Raw genomic sequence first — 15,502 nt, forward strand, 5'->3', positions numbered from 1 at the left:
TGCGGGATGCCGGGTGCGGGATGCCGGGTGCGGGTCCGTGGCCGGCCTGGTCAGGGGCAGGCTATGGGCGGGCGGCGAAGGCGGTGGCGGTGCCACGGGCGGTGAGACTGACCCGGCTGCCCACGATGGTGCCGATCGTGCCGTGCTGCCGCACGTGGACCAGCGTGCCTGCGTCGGCGGCAGACGGCGACGCTGCGGCGCCGCCGGAGAACAGGCGCACCGCCAGCTGCACTTCGGGGCCGTAGAAGTCGACCGCTTCGACCTGGCCGGTGCAGGATGCGACGGTGCCGGCATCCGCCCCGCCGGTTTCGCAATGCTCGACCATGATCTGCTCCGGGCGCAGCATGATGCACGCGTCGCCGCGCAGGCCGGTCGGGGCGACGGCGACCCTGCCGAGCGCGCAGGCGGCGAATCCGTCCGAGATGGTGGCCGGCAGCACCACCGCGTCGCCGAGGAACCGGGCCGTGAACAGGTCGACGGGGCGCCAGTAGACCTCGCGGGGCGGCCCCACCTGGCAGAGGTTGCCGTCGCGGAGCACCGCGAGTTGGTGGGCGAAGCTCATCGCCTCGGCCTGGTCGTGGGTGACGAGCACCGTGGTGATGCCGGCGCGCTCCAGGGTCTCGGCGACGATGTCCCGGGTGACCGCCCGGAGCCCGGCGTCGAGGGCGGAGAACGGTTCGTCGAGGAGCATCACTCGCGGCTGGCGGGCGAGGGCCCGGGCCAGGGCCACGCGCTGCTGCTGACCGCCGGAGAGTTCATCGGGACGGCGGGCGGCGAAGTCGGCCTTCAGCGACACCATCTCGAGCAGTTCGTCGACGGCCCGCGCCCGCTGCTTGCGGGTGCCGCCGCGGAGGGCCGGGCCCAGGCCGAACGCGATGTTCTGCCCCACCGTGAGGTGCGGGAACAGCGCCCCGTCCTGCGCCACGAAGCCGATCCCGCGCCGGTGTGCGGCCACGGCGATGCCCGGCCCCGCCACAGTGCGGCCGAGCACGGTGATGGTGCCCGAGTCGGGCAGCTCGAAGCCGCTGATCAGGCGCAACAGGGTGGTCTTGCCCGATCCGGACGAACCCACCACGACCGTGCGACTGCCCTCCGGCACCGAAAGCGCGATGTCCTCGAGGATGCGGGTGCTGCCGAAGCTCTTGTTGACCCCGGCGAGTTCGATGGCCGAGGTCATGACACGCTCGTCAGCCGGGAGCGGGCGAACAGCAGGTACGTGACCGGCAGGCTCAGCACGATCATCAGCAGGGCATAGGGGGCGGCGCCGACGTAGTTGATGTCATTCACTTTCGACCAGAACTGGATCGCGAGGGTGCGAGTGCCGCTGGGGGCCAGCAGCAGGGTGGCGGTGAGCTCGGTGACGATGCCGAGAAACACGAGGGCCCCGGCGGCCAGGGCGGACGGCGCGAAGAAACGGGTGGTGACACCGAGGAACGCGGCGAACGGATGCTTGCCGAGCGACCGCGCGGCCTCCTCCAGTCCGACCGGGACCTGCGCGAGCCCGGCCCGGAGGTTCACCAGCGCGCGCGGCAGGAACATCAGCAGGTAGGTCACGATCACCAGAACGGCGGTCTGGTAGAGCGGCTGCACGAAACGGATGCTGATGGTCACCAGCGCGAGGGCCGTGACGATCCCGGGCAGGGAACTGGTGAGATAGTTGACCGATTCGAGGCCGCGGGACAGCCGGCTCGGATAGCGCACGGCGAGGAACGCGATCGGGAACGCGAGCAGGCAGGTGACCACGGCACCGACCAGGCCGTAGCCCACGGTCTGTAGCAGGGACTGCACCAGCACGGGCTCGCTCCACACGCCTGCGCCGCCCTGGGCCAGCCAGCGGATGACGCTCCAGAACGGCACCCCGATCGCCAGTGCGAACAGCCCGCCGAGAAACAGGTAGCCGGCCGGCGTGAAGGCGCCGAGGGAGCGCCGAGGCGTGACCCGGGCCACGCCGGAGCCGAGGCGGGCGTACCGGGACCGGCCGCGGGCGCCGGACTCCCCGATCAGTAGGAACAGGCAAAGCAGCACGAGCACGCCGGCGAGGGCGTTGGCCGCGGGACCGTTGAACGTGGACCGGTACTGCTCGACGATGGCGGTGGTGAAGGTGTCGAATCGGATCATCGCAAAAGCGCCGTATTCGGAGAGCAGGTGCAGTCCCACCAGCAAGGCGCCGCCGAGGATCGGCAGCCGCAACTGCGGCAGGACGACCCGGAAGAAGACACCCCAGGCGCCGCTGCCGAGCGACTCGGCTGCTTCTTCGACGGTCGGGTCGAGCCGCCGGAGCGCGGCGGCGCAGGGCAGGTAGACCAGAGGGAAGTACGACAGGGTGGCGATCAGAACCCCCGACCAGAGGCCGTTCAGCGAGGGGACGGCGCTCACCCAGCCGTAGCTGTTGACGAAGGCCGGCACCGCAAGCGGCGTCGCCAGGAGCACGGCGAACACCCGGTGGCCGGGCAGGGACGTGCGGCCGACCAGCCAGGCGGCGGCCACCCCGATCACCGCGGTCAGCGGAACGGTGATCACGACCAGCCCGATCGTGTTCAGGAGCAACTCGCCGACCCGCGGCCGGAAAACGAGCGCGGACAGGGTCGGCCAGCCGGTCAGGATGCCGGTGACGATGACATAGCCCAGCGGCAGCAGCCCGAGCACGGACACGGTGACGGCAGCCGCCACGATGAACGGTGACGGGCGTTTACCGACCCGGACCGCGGCATCCGTGCGCCCCGCAGGCCCCGTGCCATCGGTTTCACCGATGGCTCCGCGACCGGTGTCCGACGGGTCGGGCGCCGGGTGCGCGGTCGAGGGGGCTGCAGGTATCACCAGTTGCAGCCTAGATGAAACCGGCCTCGGTCATCAGATCGGTGACCGTGGTGCTATTGAGTTCGGAGGGGTCGATGACGGGGGCATCGAGTTCGCTGAGCGGCACGAGCGCGGGGTTCGCGTCGACCGAGTCGGAGACGGGGTACTCGAACGAGGTGCCGGTCTTCAGGATCTCCTGGCCGCCCTTGCCGGTGATGTAGGCCAGGAACGCCTGCGCGGCCACGGGGTTGGCGCTGGTTTCCAGCACTCCGCCGCCGGAGACGCTGACGAACGCGCCGGGATCCTGGTTCTTGAAGTAGTGCATCTGGGTGCTGGCGCTGTTCTCGCCGGTGCCGGCCTGGTCGCCGAACCAGTAGTAGTGGTAGATCACGCCACCGGGGATTTCGCCCGCGTTGATGGCCTTCATCACGGTGCTGTTGCCCTTGTAGACGACCGCGTTCTCCTTCATGGCGGCGAGCCAGTCGCGCGTGGCCTCTTCACCCTTGAGTTCCAGGAAGGCGCTGACGATGGCCTGGAAGTCGGCGCCGGAGGGCGACGCGGCCCAGCGGCCCGCCCAGGCCGGGTCCGCGAGGTCGAGCAGAGAGGCGGGCAGTTCGCTCTCGCTGATCAGGCTCGGGTTGTAGGCGAAGACGGTGGAGCGGGCGGCGATGCCGGTCCACATACCGGTGGAGGGACGGTACTGCTCGGGAACCTGCTCGAGCGTGGCGTCGTCGACCGGGGCGAACAGGCCGGCCCGGTCGACCAGGCTGATCGCGGGCGAGTTCTCGGTGAGGAACACGTCGGCCTTGGAGGCGGTGCCCTCCTGCACGAGCTGGTTGCCGAGTTCGGAGTCGCTGCCGTTGCGCAGCGTGACGGTGACGCCGGTCTCCGCGGTGAACTCGTCGGCCCAAGCCTGGGTGAGTTCCTCGTGCTGAGCGTTGTAGACGGTGATCGAGCCTGAGGGAGCGGCTCCGTCGGAGGCGGCGGGAGCGGATTCCTCGGGCGCGCTGCACCCGGTTGCCCCGAGCAGGGTCACCGTTCCGATAGCGGCCAGCAGTGCCCAGCGGCGTGAGAAAATCATCGTGTTGCGTGTCCCTACTGTCGTGTGGGCATAGCCCACTGTGCTTTAGGTAAGCCTACCCTAAAAAAAGGTGGGCCGGCCGGGCCTGCGGGGAATGCACAGGCACGGGCTGACTAGCGGGGCGGCATCCGGATGGCGCCGTCGAGCCGGATGGTGTCGCCGTTGAGCATCGGGTTCTCCACGATGTGGCGCACGAGCGCGGCGAACGCGGCCGGGTCGCCGAGCCGGGCAGGGTGCGGCACCTGCGCCGCGAGGGATTCGCGCACGTTCTCGGGGAGGCCCTGCAGCAGCGGGGTGTCGAAGATGCCGGGCGCGATGGTCACCACCCGGATCAGCGACCGGGCGAATTCGCGGGCGAGCGGCAGGGTCATCGCGGTGACGCCGCCCTTCGACGCGGCGTAGGCCGCCTGGCCGATCTGCCCGTCGAAGGCGGCGACGGATGCCGTGTTCACGATCACGCCCCGCTCCGGAACCGTGCCGAGCGGATCCGTGCCGAGCGGATCCGTGCCGAGCGGATCCGTGCCGAGCGGATCGGTACCGACCGGGTCGGTGCCGACCGGATCCGTGCCGAGCGGATCCGTGCCGAGCGGGTCGGTCATCGCCATGGCGGCCGCGGCCAGCCGGATCACGTTGAACGTGCCGACAAGGTTGATGCGGATGACCCGATCGAAGTCGTCCAACGGCAGCGGGGCGCCATCGCGGTCGACGGTGCGCTGACCGGGGGCGATGCCGGCGCAGTTGACCACGATGCGCAGCGGGCCGAGCTCGGCGGCGGCGTCGACTGCAGCCTGCACGTCCTCGGGGCGGGTGACATCCCCGGGTACGAAGCGGGCTCGGCCACCGATCGCCGCGGCGGCCTGCTCCCCCGCGGCGCCCGGCAGGTCGAGGAGCACGACCGCTGCCCCGGCGTGGGCCAGGGCGGTGCTGGTGGCCAACCCGAGGCCGGAGGCGGCTCCGGTGACGAGGGCGGAGCATCCGTCGATGCGCATCTCAGAGCCGCTCGATGATGGTGGCGTTGGCCATGCCGCCGCCCTCGCACATGGTCTGCAGCCCCCAGCGACCGCCGGTCAATTCGAGGTGGTTCAGCAGGGTGCCGAGGAGCCGGGTGCCCGAGGAGCCGAGCGCGTGGCCGAGCGCGATGGCCCCGCCGCGCGGATTGAGCAGGGCCGGGTCGGCTCCCGTTTCGCGCAGCCAGACCAGCGGAACGGTGGCGAACGCCTCGTTCACCTCGTAGGCGTCGAGGTCGTCGATGCTGAGCCCGGAGCGCTCCAGGATGCGCCGGGTCGCCGGGACCACGCCGGTCAGCATCAGAAGCGGGTCGCTTCCGGTCACCGCGAAGCTGTGGAACCGGGCGCGCGGGTTGAGGCCGAGCTCTGCGGCCCGTTTCGCGCTCATGATCAGGGCGGCGGAGGCCCCGTCGGTCAGCGGCGACGAGTTGCCGGCGGTGAGGTGCCAGTCGAGCTTCGGGAAGCGGGCGGCGAGGGCGTCGGTGCGGAACGCCGGCGGCAGGGCGGCCAGAGACGCGAGGGTGGTGCCGGGCCGGATAGTCTCGTCGGCGTCCACGACCCGGCCGCCGGGCAGGGTCGTCGGCCGGAGTTCGCCGCCGAAGTCGCCGCGCTCGGCGGCGGCCGCGGCGAGGCGGTGCGAGCGGGCGGCGAAGGCATCCAGTTCGCCGCGGCCCAGCTTCCACTTCTGGTTCATCAGCTCGGCCGAGACGCCCTGGTTGACAAGGCCGTCGGGGTAGCGGTCGCGCATCCGGAGGCCGTGGGGGTCGTCCCGGGCCTCGTCGTTCTGGTTCGCACGGATGGAGCTGCCCAGCGGCACGCGGCTCATCGACTCGACGCCGCAGGCGATGACGATGTCGTAACTGCCGGCCATCACGCCCTGCGCGGCGAACGTGGCCGCCTGCTGGCTGGAGCCGCACTGCCGGTCGATGGTGGCTCCTGGCACCGAGTCGGGGAAGCCCGCGCTGAGTAGGGCGGTGCGGGTCACGTTGTAGCCCTGCTCGCCGACCTGGCTGACGCAGCCGCCGATCACGTCGTCGACGAGCGCGGGATCGAGCCCGTTGCGGGTGACCAACTCGCTCAGAACCCCGGCCAGCAGGTCCGCCGGATGCACGCCCGAGAGGGAACCGCCCGGCTTGCCTCGACCAGACGCGGTGCGCACGACATCGATGATGACAGCCTCATTGCTCATAGCCTCAGCCTAGGCTTCCCGGTCGCCGTGGCGCTGAACGGGTGCGGTGTGTGCACGGGGGCTAATTCAGGAGATCGGGCAAGGGGATCGTCGTCCGGAGCTTTCCGCCGCACTGGTCCGTGGCCCGGCGGTACGTGACGGGCGAATCTCCTGAGTTAGCCACACGGGGCGAGCCGGGCGGAGCGAACCGGGCGGAGCGAACCGGACGGGGCGAGCCGGGCGGAGCGAGCCGGGCGGAGCGAGCCGGACGGAGCGAGCCGGGCGGAGCGAGCCGGCCGGGGCGAGCCGGACGGGCCGAGCAAGACGCGGCCGGTGCCCGGCTAGCCCGAGAGTGCCCACATCGCGACGGCACTGGCGGCGGCCACGTTGAGGGAGTCGATGCCGTGCTTCATCGGAATCTGCACCACGGTGTCGGATGCCGCCAGCGCGTCGGGGGTGAGCCCCTCACCCTCCGCGCCGAGCAACAGAGCCAGCCGCTCATGCGCGTGCCCGGGGAAGTCGCGGAGGCTCACGGCATCCGTCGTCAGGGCGAGCGCGGCGAGGTGGAAACCGTGCCGGCTGAGCAGTGCGCGGGTGCTGGGCCAGTCGCCGACGCGGGTCCAGGGCACCTGCAGCACGGTGCCCATCGAGACGCGGATGGCGCGGCGATAGAAGGGGTCGGAGCAGCGCGGCGTGACCAGGATCGCGTCTGCGCCGATAGCCCCGGCGGAGCGGAAGATCGCCCCGACGTTCGTGGGGTCGGATACGTTTTCGAGGATCACGATGCGGCGGGCGCCGGCGAGCACCGCCTCCGGGGCGGGCAGCTCGGGCCGGTGCATCGAGGCGATCACGCCGCGGTGCAGCACGTATCCGGTGAGCTCCGCCAGCAACTTTCCCGGGCCGACGAAGACGGGCACGTCCTCGCCAACGAGGGCCCGGGCCTCCTCAGCGGTGTTGCCGAGGGCGAGGACCGAGCGCGGACGGTGTCCGGCGCGCAGAGCCCGCTCGAGAACCAATGCCGACTCGGCTATATACAGCCCGTGCTCGGTGCCCCGCGCCTTCTTGAGGGCCACATCGGTGAGGTGGGCATAGTCCACGAGTCGCGGATCGCTGAGGTCGCTGATCTCGATGACGGGCATCCGCTCAGTCTAATCGCGAGGGTGAGGGGCGGTGGAGGGGCGGGTGCCGGCGAGGCGGGGCGGGTGCCGGCGAGGCGAGGCGGGTGCCGGCGAGGCGAGGCGAGGCGAGGCGGGTGCCGGCGAGGCGAGGCGAGGCAGGTGCCGGCGAGGCGAGGCGGGTGCCGGCGAGGCGAGGCGGGGCGGGTAGGCGGCGGGCAAGCGGCGGGTCATCCTGGGGCCAACTCAGGAGACCCGGCCGGCGCTCGCATCTGGCGCCCGGACCAGTGGGACGGGCTACGGATACCTCGGCGCATCTCCTGAGTTAGCCACACAAACCGGGTCCAGCCGGGTCCCACCGGCGAGTCCGGACAACGGGGCCAACTGGGCAAGCCGGGTCAGGGCGCCCCGCCGGTTTGTGCATAACTCCTGCAATGTGGTCGGCGGCAGGTCTTCCGCGCCCGGAAACACGGGCAACGGCCATGGCCGGCCTGACAATGTGCAGGAGTTATGCACCGGAAGAATTCCGCCCGCATTCCAGCACGCGCTGATTCGTCAGCGACCGGCCAGCGGCAGGAACATACCCGCGGCCATCAACGTCATCGCCAGCGCCATGCTCAGGTGCTGGGCCGACTCCAACCGGTGGGTGCCCGGTGTGACCCCCAACCCGGCCTTGCGGCGCGCCGTCCGCACGGCGCTGGCCGCGAGGGCAACGGATGCCGCAGCCACCAGCACCACAAGCCCGGCCAGAAGCGTTCCGCCGTCGATGATCGCCAGCGCGTGCTCGGCATGCACGTTGTTCCCCGCGGCGGGCCCGGCTCCGGTCGCGGCGGTGGTATCGGCCGCGGCAGTGGCCCCGGCCCCAGCCCCGCCTGACGCCGCTGCCTCCGTCGACGCCCCCGCCCCGGCCCCAGCCCCGCCTGACGCCGCTGCCTCCGTCGACGCTGCGGCTCCGGCTGACGCTGCGGCGCCGGTCGCTGCCCAGGACCCGGACCCGACCACGCCGCCGGCGCCGCCCGCCGAAGCCTGAGCAGAAGACGACGCGGACGCCGCCGGCAGCATCGCGACCCACATCACCGCCATCAGCAGCAGCGCTGCGGCGTGGTGCGCGGCGGGCATCCGATGCCGCCGGTCGAGCAGGGCCAGCAGTGCCGCCCCGACCAGCAGCCCGGCCCAGGACAACGGCCCGAGCAGTTGCACACCCGGCAACACCATGTCGGCGCACGTGACGGCCATGACGACCATGGCGGGCGCCGCGACCAGGGTGCGGCCCGGCATCCGGAGCCCGGCGAACGCGCATGCCGCACCCAGGCCGGCCGCCGCGACGGCGGCAAGCAGGCACGCAGACACCCAGATCTCAGTCATTTCGGCTCACGATAGGCCGGTCTCCCTTGCTCGGCTTGCCGAACGGCGCACGGATGCGCGGCAGCAGCGCACGGATGCGCGGCAGCAGCGCACGGATGCACACGCCGAGGCTGCCGCGCTCAACGTGGCCAACTCAGGAGATTCACGGCGGCAAGTGTCCCGTGCGCGCACTCTGCCGCATTGGTCCGCACTCGTCCGTGTCGAAACGGCCGGTCCAAAGCCGGATCTCCTGAGTTGGCCACCGGAATCGGCGCCACGAAGACGGTCGGCCACCGCGAGCACGGCATAGCTCCTGCACTCCGGTGCCGCCGCCGGCACGCACCCCCGAATTTCCGCGGCGACGCAACCCGGCCCGCACAATATGCCGGCGTTATGCACGGCAAGGGTCCAGGCCCGGATGCGGCGCGGCACCCGGACCTCCTGAGTCAGCCACGCACTCCGGCGGATCGATCCTGCGGCGACCGTCCTCCGGCGCATCATGGATGCGAGAATGGCACCGTGTCGACGTCAACGAGCCGGAAGAGCGGAATGAGCGAGCCGAGCCAGCCCGGCGTACTCGGCGCGAATGGCGGGATTGCCACACTCGGCGCGAACGGCGCGAACGGCGCGAACGGCGGGAACGCCACACTCGGCGCGAATGGCGGGATTGCCACACTCGGCGCGAACGGCGTAGATAGCACGAACGGCATAGACGGCGCGAAGAGCACGAACGGCGCGCCCGGCGCGCCGCATTCGCAGACCCTGTCCCGGGGCATCCGCGTGCTCGAGATCCTCGCCGACGCCGACGCGGCCCTGACCATCGCTGACGTGGCCGCCGCCCTCGGCGTGCACCGCTCGAACGCCTACCGAATCCTGCGCACGCTGGAGGACCACCGGGTCGTGATCCGGGATGCCGCGGGCGCCGTGCGCCTCGGCCCACGGATGGCTGCACTCGCCCGCGGTGTCTCCCGCGGCCTGCAAACCGCGGCGCTGCCCGAGCTGACGAGCGTCGCGAACGAGCTGGGGATGACTGCTTTCGTGACCGTCCTGGACCGGGCGGAGGTCGTCACCCTGGTCAGCGTGGAACCGCGCCAGGCGCACGCCACGGTCGCGCAGCGCCCCGGCACACGGCATCCGCTCGGCCGGGGCGCCCCCGGAATCGCCATCCAGTCCCTGCTCACGACTGCCCACTGGGCGCAGCTCGGCGAGGACGCGCGCCGCGGCGAGGCCGCCGAGGTGCGCACGCACGGCTTCGCCACCAGTCATGACGAGGTCGTGCCGGGGCTGGCGTCCGTGGCGGTGCCGCTGGTCGTGCCCGGTGAGGCGCCGGCGGCGCTGGCGGTCGTCTACCTCGGCAGCGGCCAGAGTGCCGCCCAGATCGGCGCTCGACTCGTGACGGCCGCCGCCGCGATCGCAGCCGAGCTGCGTTAGCCGCCGCCTCCGAGCACAGCCGCCGGCATCCGCAGCGCCCGGGCCCCGGGCGCGGGGGCAGCTCCATGCACCCGGCGGCATCCGCAGCGCCTCGGCGCGGTCGCGGGGCAGCCTCAGGTGACCCGCCGGCATCCGCAGGGCCCAGGCACACCTCACCTGGCCTGTTGATAATATACGATCTGTGATACCGTTTCGGAATCGCGTGACATCGCGCGGCAACTCACCGGGAAATACAAAGGGGTATTCCATGGCAATCACGACAACCCAAGCGGACGCCGCGAAAGCGGACGCCGCGAAGCGACACGAAGAACGCCGGGTCCTCGCCGGAACCATGGTGGGTACCACCATCGAGTGGTACGACTTCTTCATCTACGCGCAGGCCGCCGGCCTCGTGCTGGCCGGGCTGTATTTCGCCCCGCTCGCCAACGACAACGCCGGGCTGGCTCAGCTCGTCGCCTGGGCCTCTCTCGGCATCAGCTTCCTGTTCCGGCCGTTGGGCGCGATCGTGGCCGGCCACCTCGGTGACCGTCTCGGCCGCAAGGCCATGCTCGTGCTGACCCTCGTCATCATGGGCGCGGCCACCGCACTGATCGGACTCCTGCCGACTTTCGAGCAGATCGGCATCTGGGCACCCATCCTGCTCATCGTGCTGCGCATCCTGCAGGGTTTCTCGGCCGGCGGGGAATGGGGCGGGGCCGCCCTGATGTCCGTCGAACACGCCCCCGTGAACAAACGCGGATTCTTCGGTGCCTACCCGCAGATCGGCGTGCCGACCGGGCTCATCCTGGCCACCGGCGTCATGCTCCTCGTCACCAGCACGATGAGCGAGGAGGCCTTCCTCGCCTGGGGCTGGCGCGTCCCGTTCCTCTTCTCGGTGCTGCTCATCGTGGTCGGCTTCATCATTCGCCGCTCGGTCGACGAGAGCCCCGTCTTCAAGGAGATGCAGGACCGCAAGAAGGAATCGGCCGCCCCGCTCCGCCAGCTCTTCAGCGGCCACTGGCGCCAGGTCATCCTGACCGCCCTGATCTTCATCGCCAACAACGCCGCCGGCTACCTGCTGATCGCATTCTTCTCCTCCTACGCCACGAAGCCGGTCGAGGCCGGCGGCTTGGGCATGGAACGCTCCCCCGTGCTGCTCGCCAGCACCATCGCCGCCGTGTTCTGGCTCGCGTCGACGATGATCGGCGGCATCCTCTCCGACCGAATCGGGCGCATCCGCACCTTCCAGTTCGGTTATGCCTGGCTCTTTCTCTGGGCGATCCCGATGTTCCTGCTGATCGACACTGGTGAGATCCTCTGGTTCACGGTGGCGCTCGTCGTGCTGGCGAGCGGACTGGGCTTCTCGTACGGCCCGCAGGCGGCGCTCTACGCGGAGATGTTCCCGGCTCAGGTACGCTACTCGGGCGTGTCCATCGGCTACGCGATGGGCGCCATCCTCGGCGGTGCGTTCGCTCCGCTGATCGCACAACTGCTCCTGGACGAGACCGCCTGGTCCCCGTCGATCGGCATCTATATCATGGTGCTGGCCACGATCTCCTTCATCGCGGTCTCCGTGGTGAAGGAAACCCGCGGAGTCCCGCTCGGGATCTCCCAGCACGACTAGAAAGCCGTAAAAAACATGCCGACCACGACCTCTGGTGGTGCCGCCGACGCCGGCACCACCCCTGCGCTCGCAACGCCGGGCAAGATCATCGCCGTGCACCTCAACTACCCGAGCCGGGCCGCCCAGCGCGGCCGCACGCCCGAGCAGCCGTCGTACTTCCTCAAGCCGGCGTCGTCGCTGAGTTCCAGCGGAACGCCGGTCGACCGGCCCGACGGATGCGAGTTGCTGGTCTTCGAGGGAGAGATCGCCCTGGTGATCGGGCGCCGCACCCGGGGCGTCTCGCCCGCGGACGGCTGGGCGGCTGTCTCGCACGTGACCTGCGCCAACGACTTCGGTGTCTACGACCTGCGCTACGCCGACAAGGGCTCGAACCTGCGCTCGAAGGGGGCCGACGGCTTCACCCCGGTCGGGCCAACACTGCTTCCGACTGCCGGTCTCGACCCGGCGGCCCTGCGCATCCGCACCTGGGTGAACGGCACGCTGGCGCAGGAGGACACGACCGCCGACTTGCTCTTCGGCTTCGGCCGGCTCGTGGCCGACCTCTCCCAGCTGATCACGCTCGAGCCCGGCGACCTGATCCTCACCGGCACGCCGGCCGGATCGTCGGTCGTCGGGCCCGGCGACACCGTCGAGGTCGAAGTGGATGCCCCGGGCGCCCCCGGCGCGCCCCGCACCGGCCGCCTCGTCAGCCCGATTCGGCAGGGCACGGTGCCGTTCGGCGCGTTCGGGGCCGGCCCGCGGGTCGACGACCTGCAGCGCACCGAGGCCTGGGGTTCGGCGGAGGCGGCCGGACTGGCGCCGGCATCCGCCGCGACACCGGAACCCGCACCGGCAGCGGCACCCTTCGACCTCACCTCCGAACTGAAGGCGCAGATCAACGGCGTCGGCACCGCCACCCTCAGCGCCCAGCTGCGGAAGCGCGGACTCAACGCCGTGTCGATCGACGGCCTCGGCTCGACCCGCCCCGGCGCCCGCCTCGTCGGCCGGGCGCGCACCCTGCGCTACATCCCGGCCCGGGAGGACCTGTTCGAGTCGCACGGCGGCGGTTACAACGCCCAGAAACGCGCCTTCGACTCGCTCGGGCCGGGCGACGTGCTCGTGATCGAGGCCCGCGGCGAGCGCGGCACGGGCACGGTCGGCGACATCCTCGCCCTGCGCGCCCAGGTGCGCGGCGCGGCGGGCATCGTGACGGATGGCGGTGTGCGCGACCTCGCGGCCGTCGCCGCCCTGGATATCCCTACCTACCACGCCGGCCCGCACCCTGCCGTGCTGGGACGCCGCCACGTCCCGTGGGACACGGACCTGACCGTCGCCTGCGGCGGGGCATCCGTGCAGCCCGGCGACGTGATCGTCGGGGACGCCGACGGGCTTATCGTGATCCCGCCGCACCTGGTCGAGGAGGTGGTCGCCTCCGCCATCGTGCAGGAGCGCGAGGAAACCTTCATAGCCGCCATGGTTGCGGCCGGGCACGGCGTCGACGGGCTCTACCCGATGAACGCCGAGTGGAGAGCCAGCTACCGGGTCTGGCAGGAGGAGCAGGCATGACGGTCCCGACCGGGGTGTCGACAGGAGGCTCGACCACCGGCGGCTCGATCACCGGGGGCTCGACCACCGGCGACTCGATCACCGGGGGCGCGGACGCGTCGCTGAGCAAGGCGCAGCTCGCCCACCAGTGGATCCGGGCTCGCATCTCCGACGGCAGCTTCAGCCCGGGCTACCGCCTGGTGCTCGGGCAGATCGCCCGGGAGATCGGTGTCAGCACCGTGCCGGTGCGGGAGGCCATCCGTCTGCTGGAGGCGGAGGGTCTGGTCACGTTCGAGCGCAACATCGGCGCCCAGGTGGCCATGCTCGACGCCACTGAGTACACCCACACGATGCAGACGCTGGCCCTCGTCGAGGGTTACGCCACGGCCCTGTCGGCGCCGCGGCTCGACCCGGATATTCTGCTGCGCGCGCGGGCGATCAACGCGGAGATGGCCGACTGCCTGCACCACTTCGACCCGGTGCGCTTCACCAGCCTGAACCGGGACTTCCACTCGGCCCTGTTCGAGGCCTGCACCAATGCGCACATCCTCGACCTCGTGCAGCGGGGCTGGAGCCGGCTCGGCACTCTGCGGGAGTCCACGTTCAGTTTCGTGCCCGGGCGGGCGCACGAGTCCGTCGCCGAGCACACCGCACTGCTCGACCTGATCGAGGACGGCGCCGATCCCCTTCAGATCGAACTGGCCGCGCGCGACCACCGGCTCGGCACCCTCGACGCCTTCCTCGCCCAGCAGCACGCCACCCCCTCCGCCTAACCTCCGTTCCCGTCGAGAGTGCCTGTTCCGCCGGTCACTCTCGACCGGAACGGGCGCTCTGACGGGGGCCGGTGCCCGCGGAGGCCAGAGCCCGCGGGGCCGGAGCCTGAGGGGGCCGGCCGAGATCAGACCGTGCGGAGTTCGCCGCGCAGGATCGAGTCGCCGGAGTGCTGCGGGTCGCCGTCGCCGGGTTCCGCGGACACGTCCACGAGCGGGTACTGCGACAGGTCGACGCCGTCGGGGATGACGTAACGCCCGGACTCGCCGTCGAGCAGTCCGATGCTGATCAGCCCGGATGCATCCGCCTTGATCAACCAGACCTCGCGCAGATCGGAGTCGGCGGCGACCCCGGTGACGTCGAGCACGACTTCCCGGTGGCCGTCGGCCGTCTTCGCCACGTAGGCACTGCCTTCGGCCTCCCAGCCGGGGAACGGGTCGAGCCGCGCCTGGGCGAGAAGCACCGGCGCGGGTTCCTGCTGCTGGACGGACTGCCACCAGATGCCGCCGCCCAGGCCGCCGAGCAACCCGGCGAGGCCTGCGGCCACGGCAACCGGCATCCAGTTGCGGGGCCGACGGCGGGGGCGCAGGCCGGGGCCGATGTCGGTGATGGTGGCGGACGGGGTTGAGGACGAGGGCAAGGACGAGGTCGGGGTCAAAGTCGAGGACGAGTCAGGCTCGACCGCCGGGTCAGACTCGGGCACCAAAACGGGGGTCGGGGCAGGCTCGGTCGCCGCTACCATGAAGTCATTCCGACGGGGAGTCTCCGCAACGGCGCCGGACAGGCCGAGGGCGGAGTGGACGCCGGCCCAGACCCGATCTCCGGGCTCCACGAGCTCGACGCTGCGCGCGGACCGGCCGACGGCGACGGTGTGCTGCAGGGCGATGAGCTCCAGGGAGCACTCGGGGCACTCCGACAGGTGTTGCCGTTCAGGGTCGGTGAGGTCGAACTCTGCCATGGCTATGAGAGCGAGATTTTCCCGGTCAATGTGTGTCATCGTTCGCCTCCAATCTGGTGCGCAGTCTCGAAAGACTTCGACGGATGTGACTCTTCACGGTGCCGAGCGGCAGTCCGAGGCTATCGGCGATTTGAGAGTGGGTGAGATCGTCGTAGAAGGCCAACTGCATCACCTGCTGCGGAACAGGTCCGAGCCGGCGGAGTTCGTCGCTCATCAGCACCCGATCCGCGATGTCGGCGGATTCGTCGGCCTGGCTGAGCTCGGTGTCGACGATGACGGCCTCTTCGACGCGACGCCGACGCGTGCGGGCCTCGTGGGCATCCGCCACGGTGTGCCGGGTGATCCCGACGAGCCAGGCCGGCAGTCGCGACCGCGAGGCATCGAAGCCGTCCCGTCCGCGCCAGGCGGAGATGAAGACCTTCTGCGTGACGTCTTCGGCTTCGCCCGGATCGCCGAGCGAGCGAACGGCGATCGTGTAGACGAGGGAAGACCAACGGGCGTAGGCCTCGGCCAGCGCACGTTCGTCGCCGGCCCGGAACGCGAGACCGAGTTGGGCATGGTCCTCTTCGTCGGTGAGTGCCGTCACGTCGTATCGGTGTCCCCCGGTTGGTGAGCGCATCGGGAGGTCGTACACGTCAGCGCCCGCCGGAGTGCGGGTCTCGACCACCGTGATGCCCAGCATAGTCACCCCTCTGTCTCTTCAT

At 71.0% G+C, this 15,502-nt stretch carries 13 protein-coding genes; 4 read left to right on the top strand and 9 right to left on the bottom strand.

Annotated elements, in window-relative coordinates; all coding sequences use genetic code 11:
- Positions 1–61: 61 nt before the first annotated feature.
- The 7 genes from E3T28_RS07780 to E3T28_RS07815 form a co-directional block, all read right to left on the bottom strand.
- Positions 62–1,177, bottom strand: coding sequence for an ABC transporter ATP-binding protein (locus E3T28_RS07780; protein WP_134429488.1), 1,116 nt, complete (start codon positions 1,175–1,177; stop codon positions 62–64).
- Entirely contained in the window at positions 1,174–2,751 is a 1,578-nt protein-coding gene (locus E3T28_RS07785) for an ABC transporter permease (RefSeq protein WP_134429572.1), read from the bottom strand. The genes E3T28_RS07780 and E3T28_RS07785 overlap by 4 nt, the downstream gene beginning before the upstream one ends.
- Positions 2,752–2,827: 76 nt before the next feature.
- The gene (locus E3T28_RS07790; RefSeq protein WP_134429489.1) at positions 2,828–3,877 is read right to left on the bottom strand and encodes an iron ABC transporter substrate-binding protein; all 1,050 of its coding nucleotides are present in this window, start codon (positions 3,875–3,877) and stop codon (positions 2,828–2,830) included.
- Between the two features lie 113 nt (positions 3,878–3,990).
- Entirely contained in the window at positions 3,991–4,866 is an 876-nt protein-coding gene (locus E3T28_RS07795; RefSeq protein ID WP_134429490.1) for an SDR family NAD(P)-dependent oxidoreductase, read from the bottom strand.
- 1 nt (position 4,867) lies between these two features.
- The gene (locus tag E3T28_RS07800) at positions 4,868–6,073 is read right to left on the bottom strand and encodes a thiolase family protein (protein ID WP_134429491.1); all 1,206 of its coding nucleotides are present in this window, start codon (positions 6,071–6,073) and stop codon (positions 4,868–4,870) included.
- Positions 6,074–6,393: 320 nt separating this feature from the next.
- Complete coding sequence (locus tag E3T28_RS07810; protein ID WP_134429493.1) at positions 6,394–7,191, bottom strand: TrmH family RNA methyltransferase; 798 nt, start codon at positions 7,189–7,191, stop codon at positions 6,394–6,396.
- 531 nt (positions 7,192–7,722) lie between these two features.
- Positions 7,723–8,532 carry a hypothetical protein gene (locus tag E3T28_RS07815; protein ID WP_134429495.1) on the bottom strand — a complete coding sequence of 270 codons (810 nt, stop codon included), beginning with the start codon at positions 8,530–8,532 and terminating at the stop codon, positions 7,723–7,725.
- A gap of 528 nt (positions 8,533–9,060) precedes the next feature.
- Here E3T28_RS07815 and E3T28_RS07820 point away from each other — a divergent pair.
- From E3T28_RS07820 to E3T28_RS07835, 4 genes are all read left to right on the top strand, one after another.
- Positions 9,061–9,942, top strand: coding sequence for an IclR family transcriptional regulator (locus E3T28_RS07820; RefSeq protein ID WP_134429574.1), 882 nt, complete (start codon positions 9,061–9,063; stop codon positions 9,940–9,942).
- A gap of 247 nt (positions 9,943–10,189) precedes the next feature.
- Positions 10,190–11,545, top strand: coding sequence for an MFS transporter (locus tag E3T28_RS07825; RefSeq protein ID WP_134429496.1), 1,356 nt, complete (start codon positions 10,190–10,192; stop codon positions 11,543–11,545).
- A gap of 15 nt (positions 11,546–11,560) precedes the next feature.
- Entirely contained in the window at positions 11,561–13,090 is a 1,530-nt protein-coding gene (locus E3T28_RS07830; RefSeq protein WP_134429497.1) for a fumarylacetoacetate hydrolase family protein, read from the top strand.
- Positions 13,087–13,842: a GntR family transcriptional regulator gene (locus E3T28_RS07835; protein WP_134429498.1), complete on the top strand. Its 756-nt coding sequence runs from the start codon at positions 13,087–13,089 to the stop codon at positions 13,840–13,842. Before E3T28_RS07830 ends, E3T28_RS07835 begins: the two co-directional genes overlap by 4 nt.
- A 125-nt stretch (positions 13,843–13,967) precedes the next feature.
- Here E3T28_RS07835 and E3T28_RS07840 read toward each other — a convergent pair whose 3' ends face one another.
- Both E3T28_RS07840 and E3T28_RS07845 read right to left on the bottom strand, forming a co-directional pair.
- On the bottom strand, positions 13,968–14,837 hold the full coding sequence (locus tag E3T28_RS07840) for an anti-sigma factor domain-containing protein (RefSeq protein ID WP_134429499.1): 870 nt from the start codon (positions 14,835–14,837) through the stop codon (positions 13,968–13,970).
- On the bottom strand, positions 14,824–15,480 hold the full coding sequence (locus tag E3T28_RS07845) for an RNA polymerase sigma factor (RefSeq protein WP_338145393.1): 657 nt from the start codon (positions 15,478–15,480) through the stop codon (positions 14,824–14,826). The genes E3T28_RS07840 and E3T28_RS07845 overlap by 14 nt, the downstream gene beginning before the upstream one ends.
- Positions 15,481–15,502 lie beyond the last annotated feature (22 nt).

This window comes from Cryobacterium sinapicolor (assembly GCF_004403465.1).
In the GTDB taxonomy this organism is placed as follows: domain Bacteria; phylum Actinomycetota; class Actinomycetes; order Actinomycetales; family Microbacteriaceae; genus Cryobacterium; species Cryobacterium sinapicolor.

Bases quoted from the DNA above. Each gene is read 5' to 3' on its own strand.
- E3T28_RS07795 (WP_134429490.1), bottom strand. From the start codon at position 4,866: ATGCGCATCGACGGATGCTCCGCCCTCGTCACCGGAGCCGCCTCCGGC.
- E3T28_RS07820 (WP_134429574.1), top strand. From the start codon at position 9,061: ATGAGCGAGCCGAGCCAGCCCGGCGTACTCGGCGCGAATGGCGGGATT.
- E3T28_RS07780 (WP_134429488.1), bottom strand. From the start codon at position 1,177: ATGACCTCGGCCATCGAACTCGCCGGGGTCAACAAGAGCTTCGGCAGC.
- E3T28_RS07840 (WP_134429499.1), bottom strand. From the start codon at position 14,837: ATGACACACATTGACCGGGAAAATCTCGCTCTCATAGCCATGGCAGAG.
- E3T28_RS07810 (WP_134429493.1), bottom strand. From the start codon at position 7,191: ATGCCCGTCATCGAGATCAGCGACCTCAGCGATCCGCGACTCGTGGAC.
- E3T28_RS07825 (WP_134429496.1), top strand. From the start codon at position 10,190: ATGGCAATCACGACAACCCAAGCGGACGCCGCGAAAGCGGACGCCGCG.
- E3T28_RS07790 (WP_134429489.1), bottom strand. From the start codon at position 3,877: ATGATTTTCTCACGCCGCTGGGCACTGCTGGCCGCTATCGGAACGGTG.
- E3T28_RS07830 (WP_134429497.1), top strand. From the start codon at position 11,561: ATGCCGACCACGACCTCTGGTGGTGCCGCCGACGCCGGCACCACCCCT.
- E3T28_RS07835 (WP_134429498.1), top strand. From the start codon at position 13,087: ATGACGGTCCCGACCGGGGTGTCGACAGGAGGCTCGACCACCGGCGGC.
- E3T28_RS07845 (WP_338145393.1), bottom strand. From the start codon at position 15,480: ATGCTGGGCATCACGGTGGTCGAGACCCGCACTCCGGCGGGCGCTGAC.
- E3T28_RS07815 (WP_134429495.1), bottom strand. From the start codon at position 8,532: ATGACTGAGATCTGGGTGTCTGCGTGCCTGCTTGCCGCCGTCGCGGCG.
- E3T28_RS07800 (WP_134429491.1), bottom strand. From the start codon at position 6,073: ATGAGCAATGAGGCTGTCATCATCGATGTCGTGCGCACCGCGTCTGGT.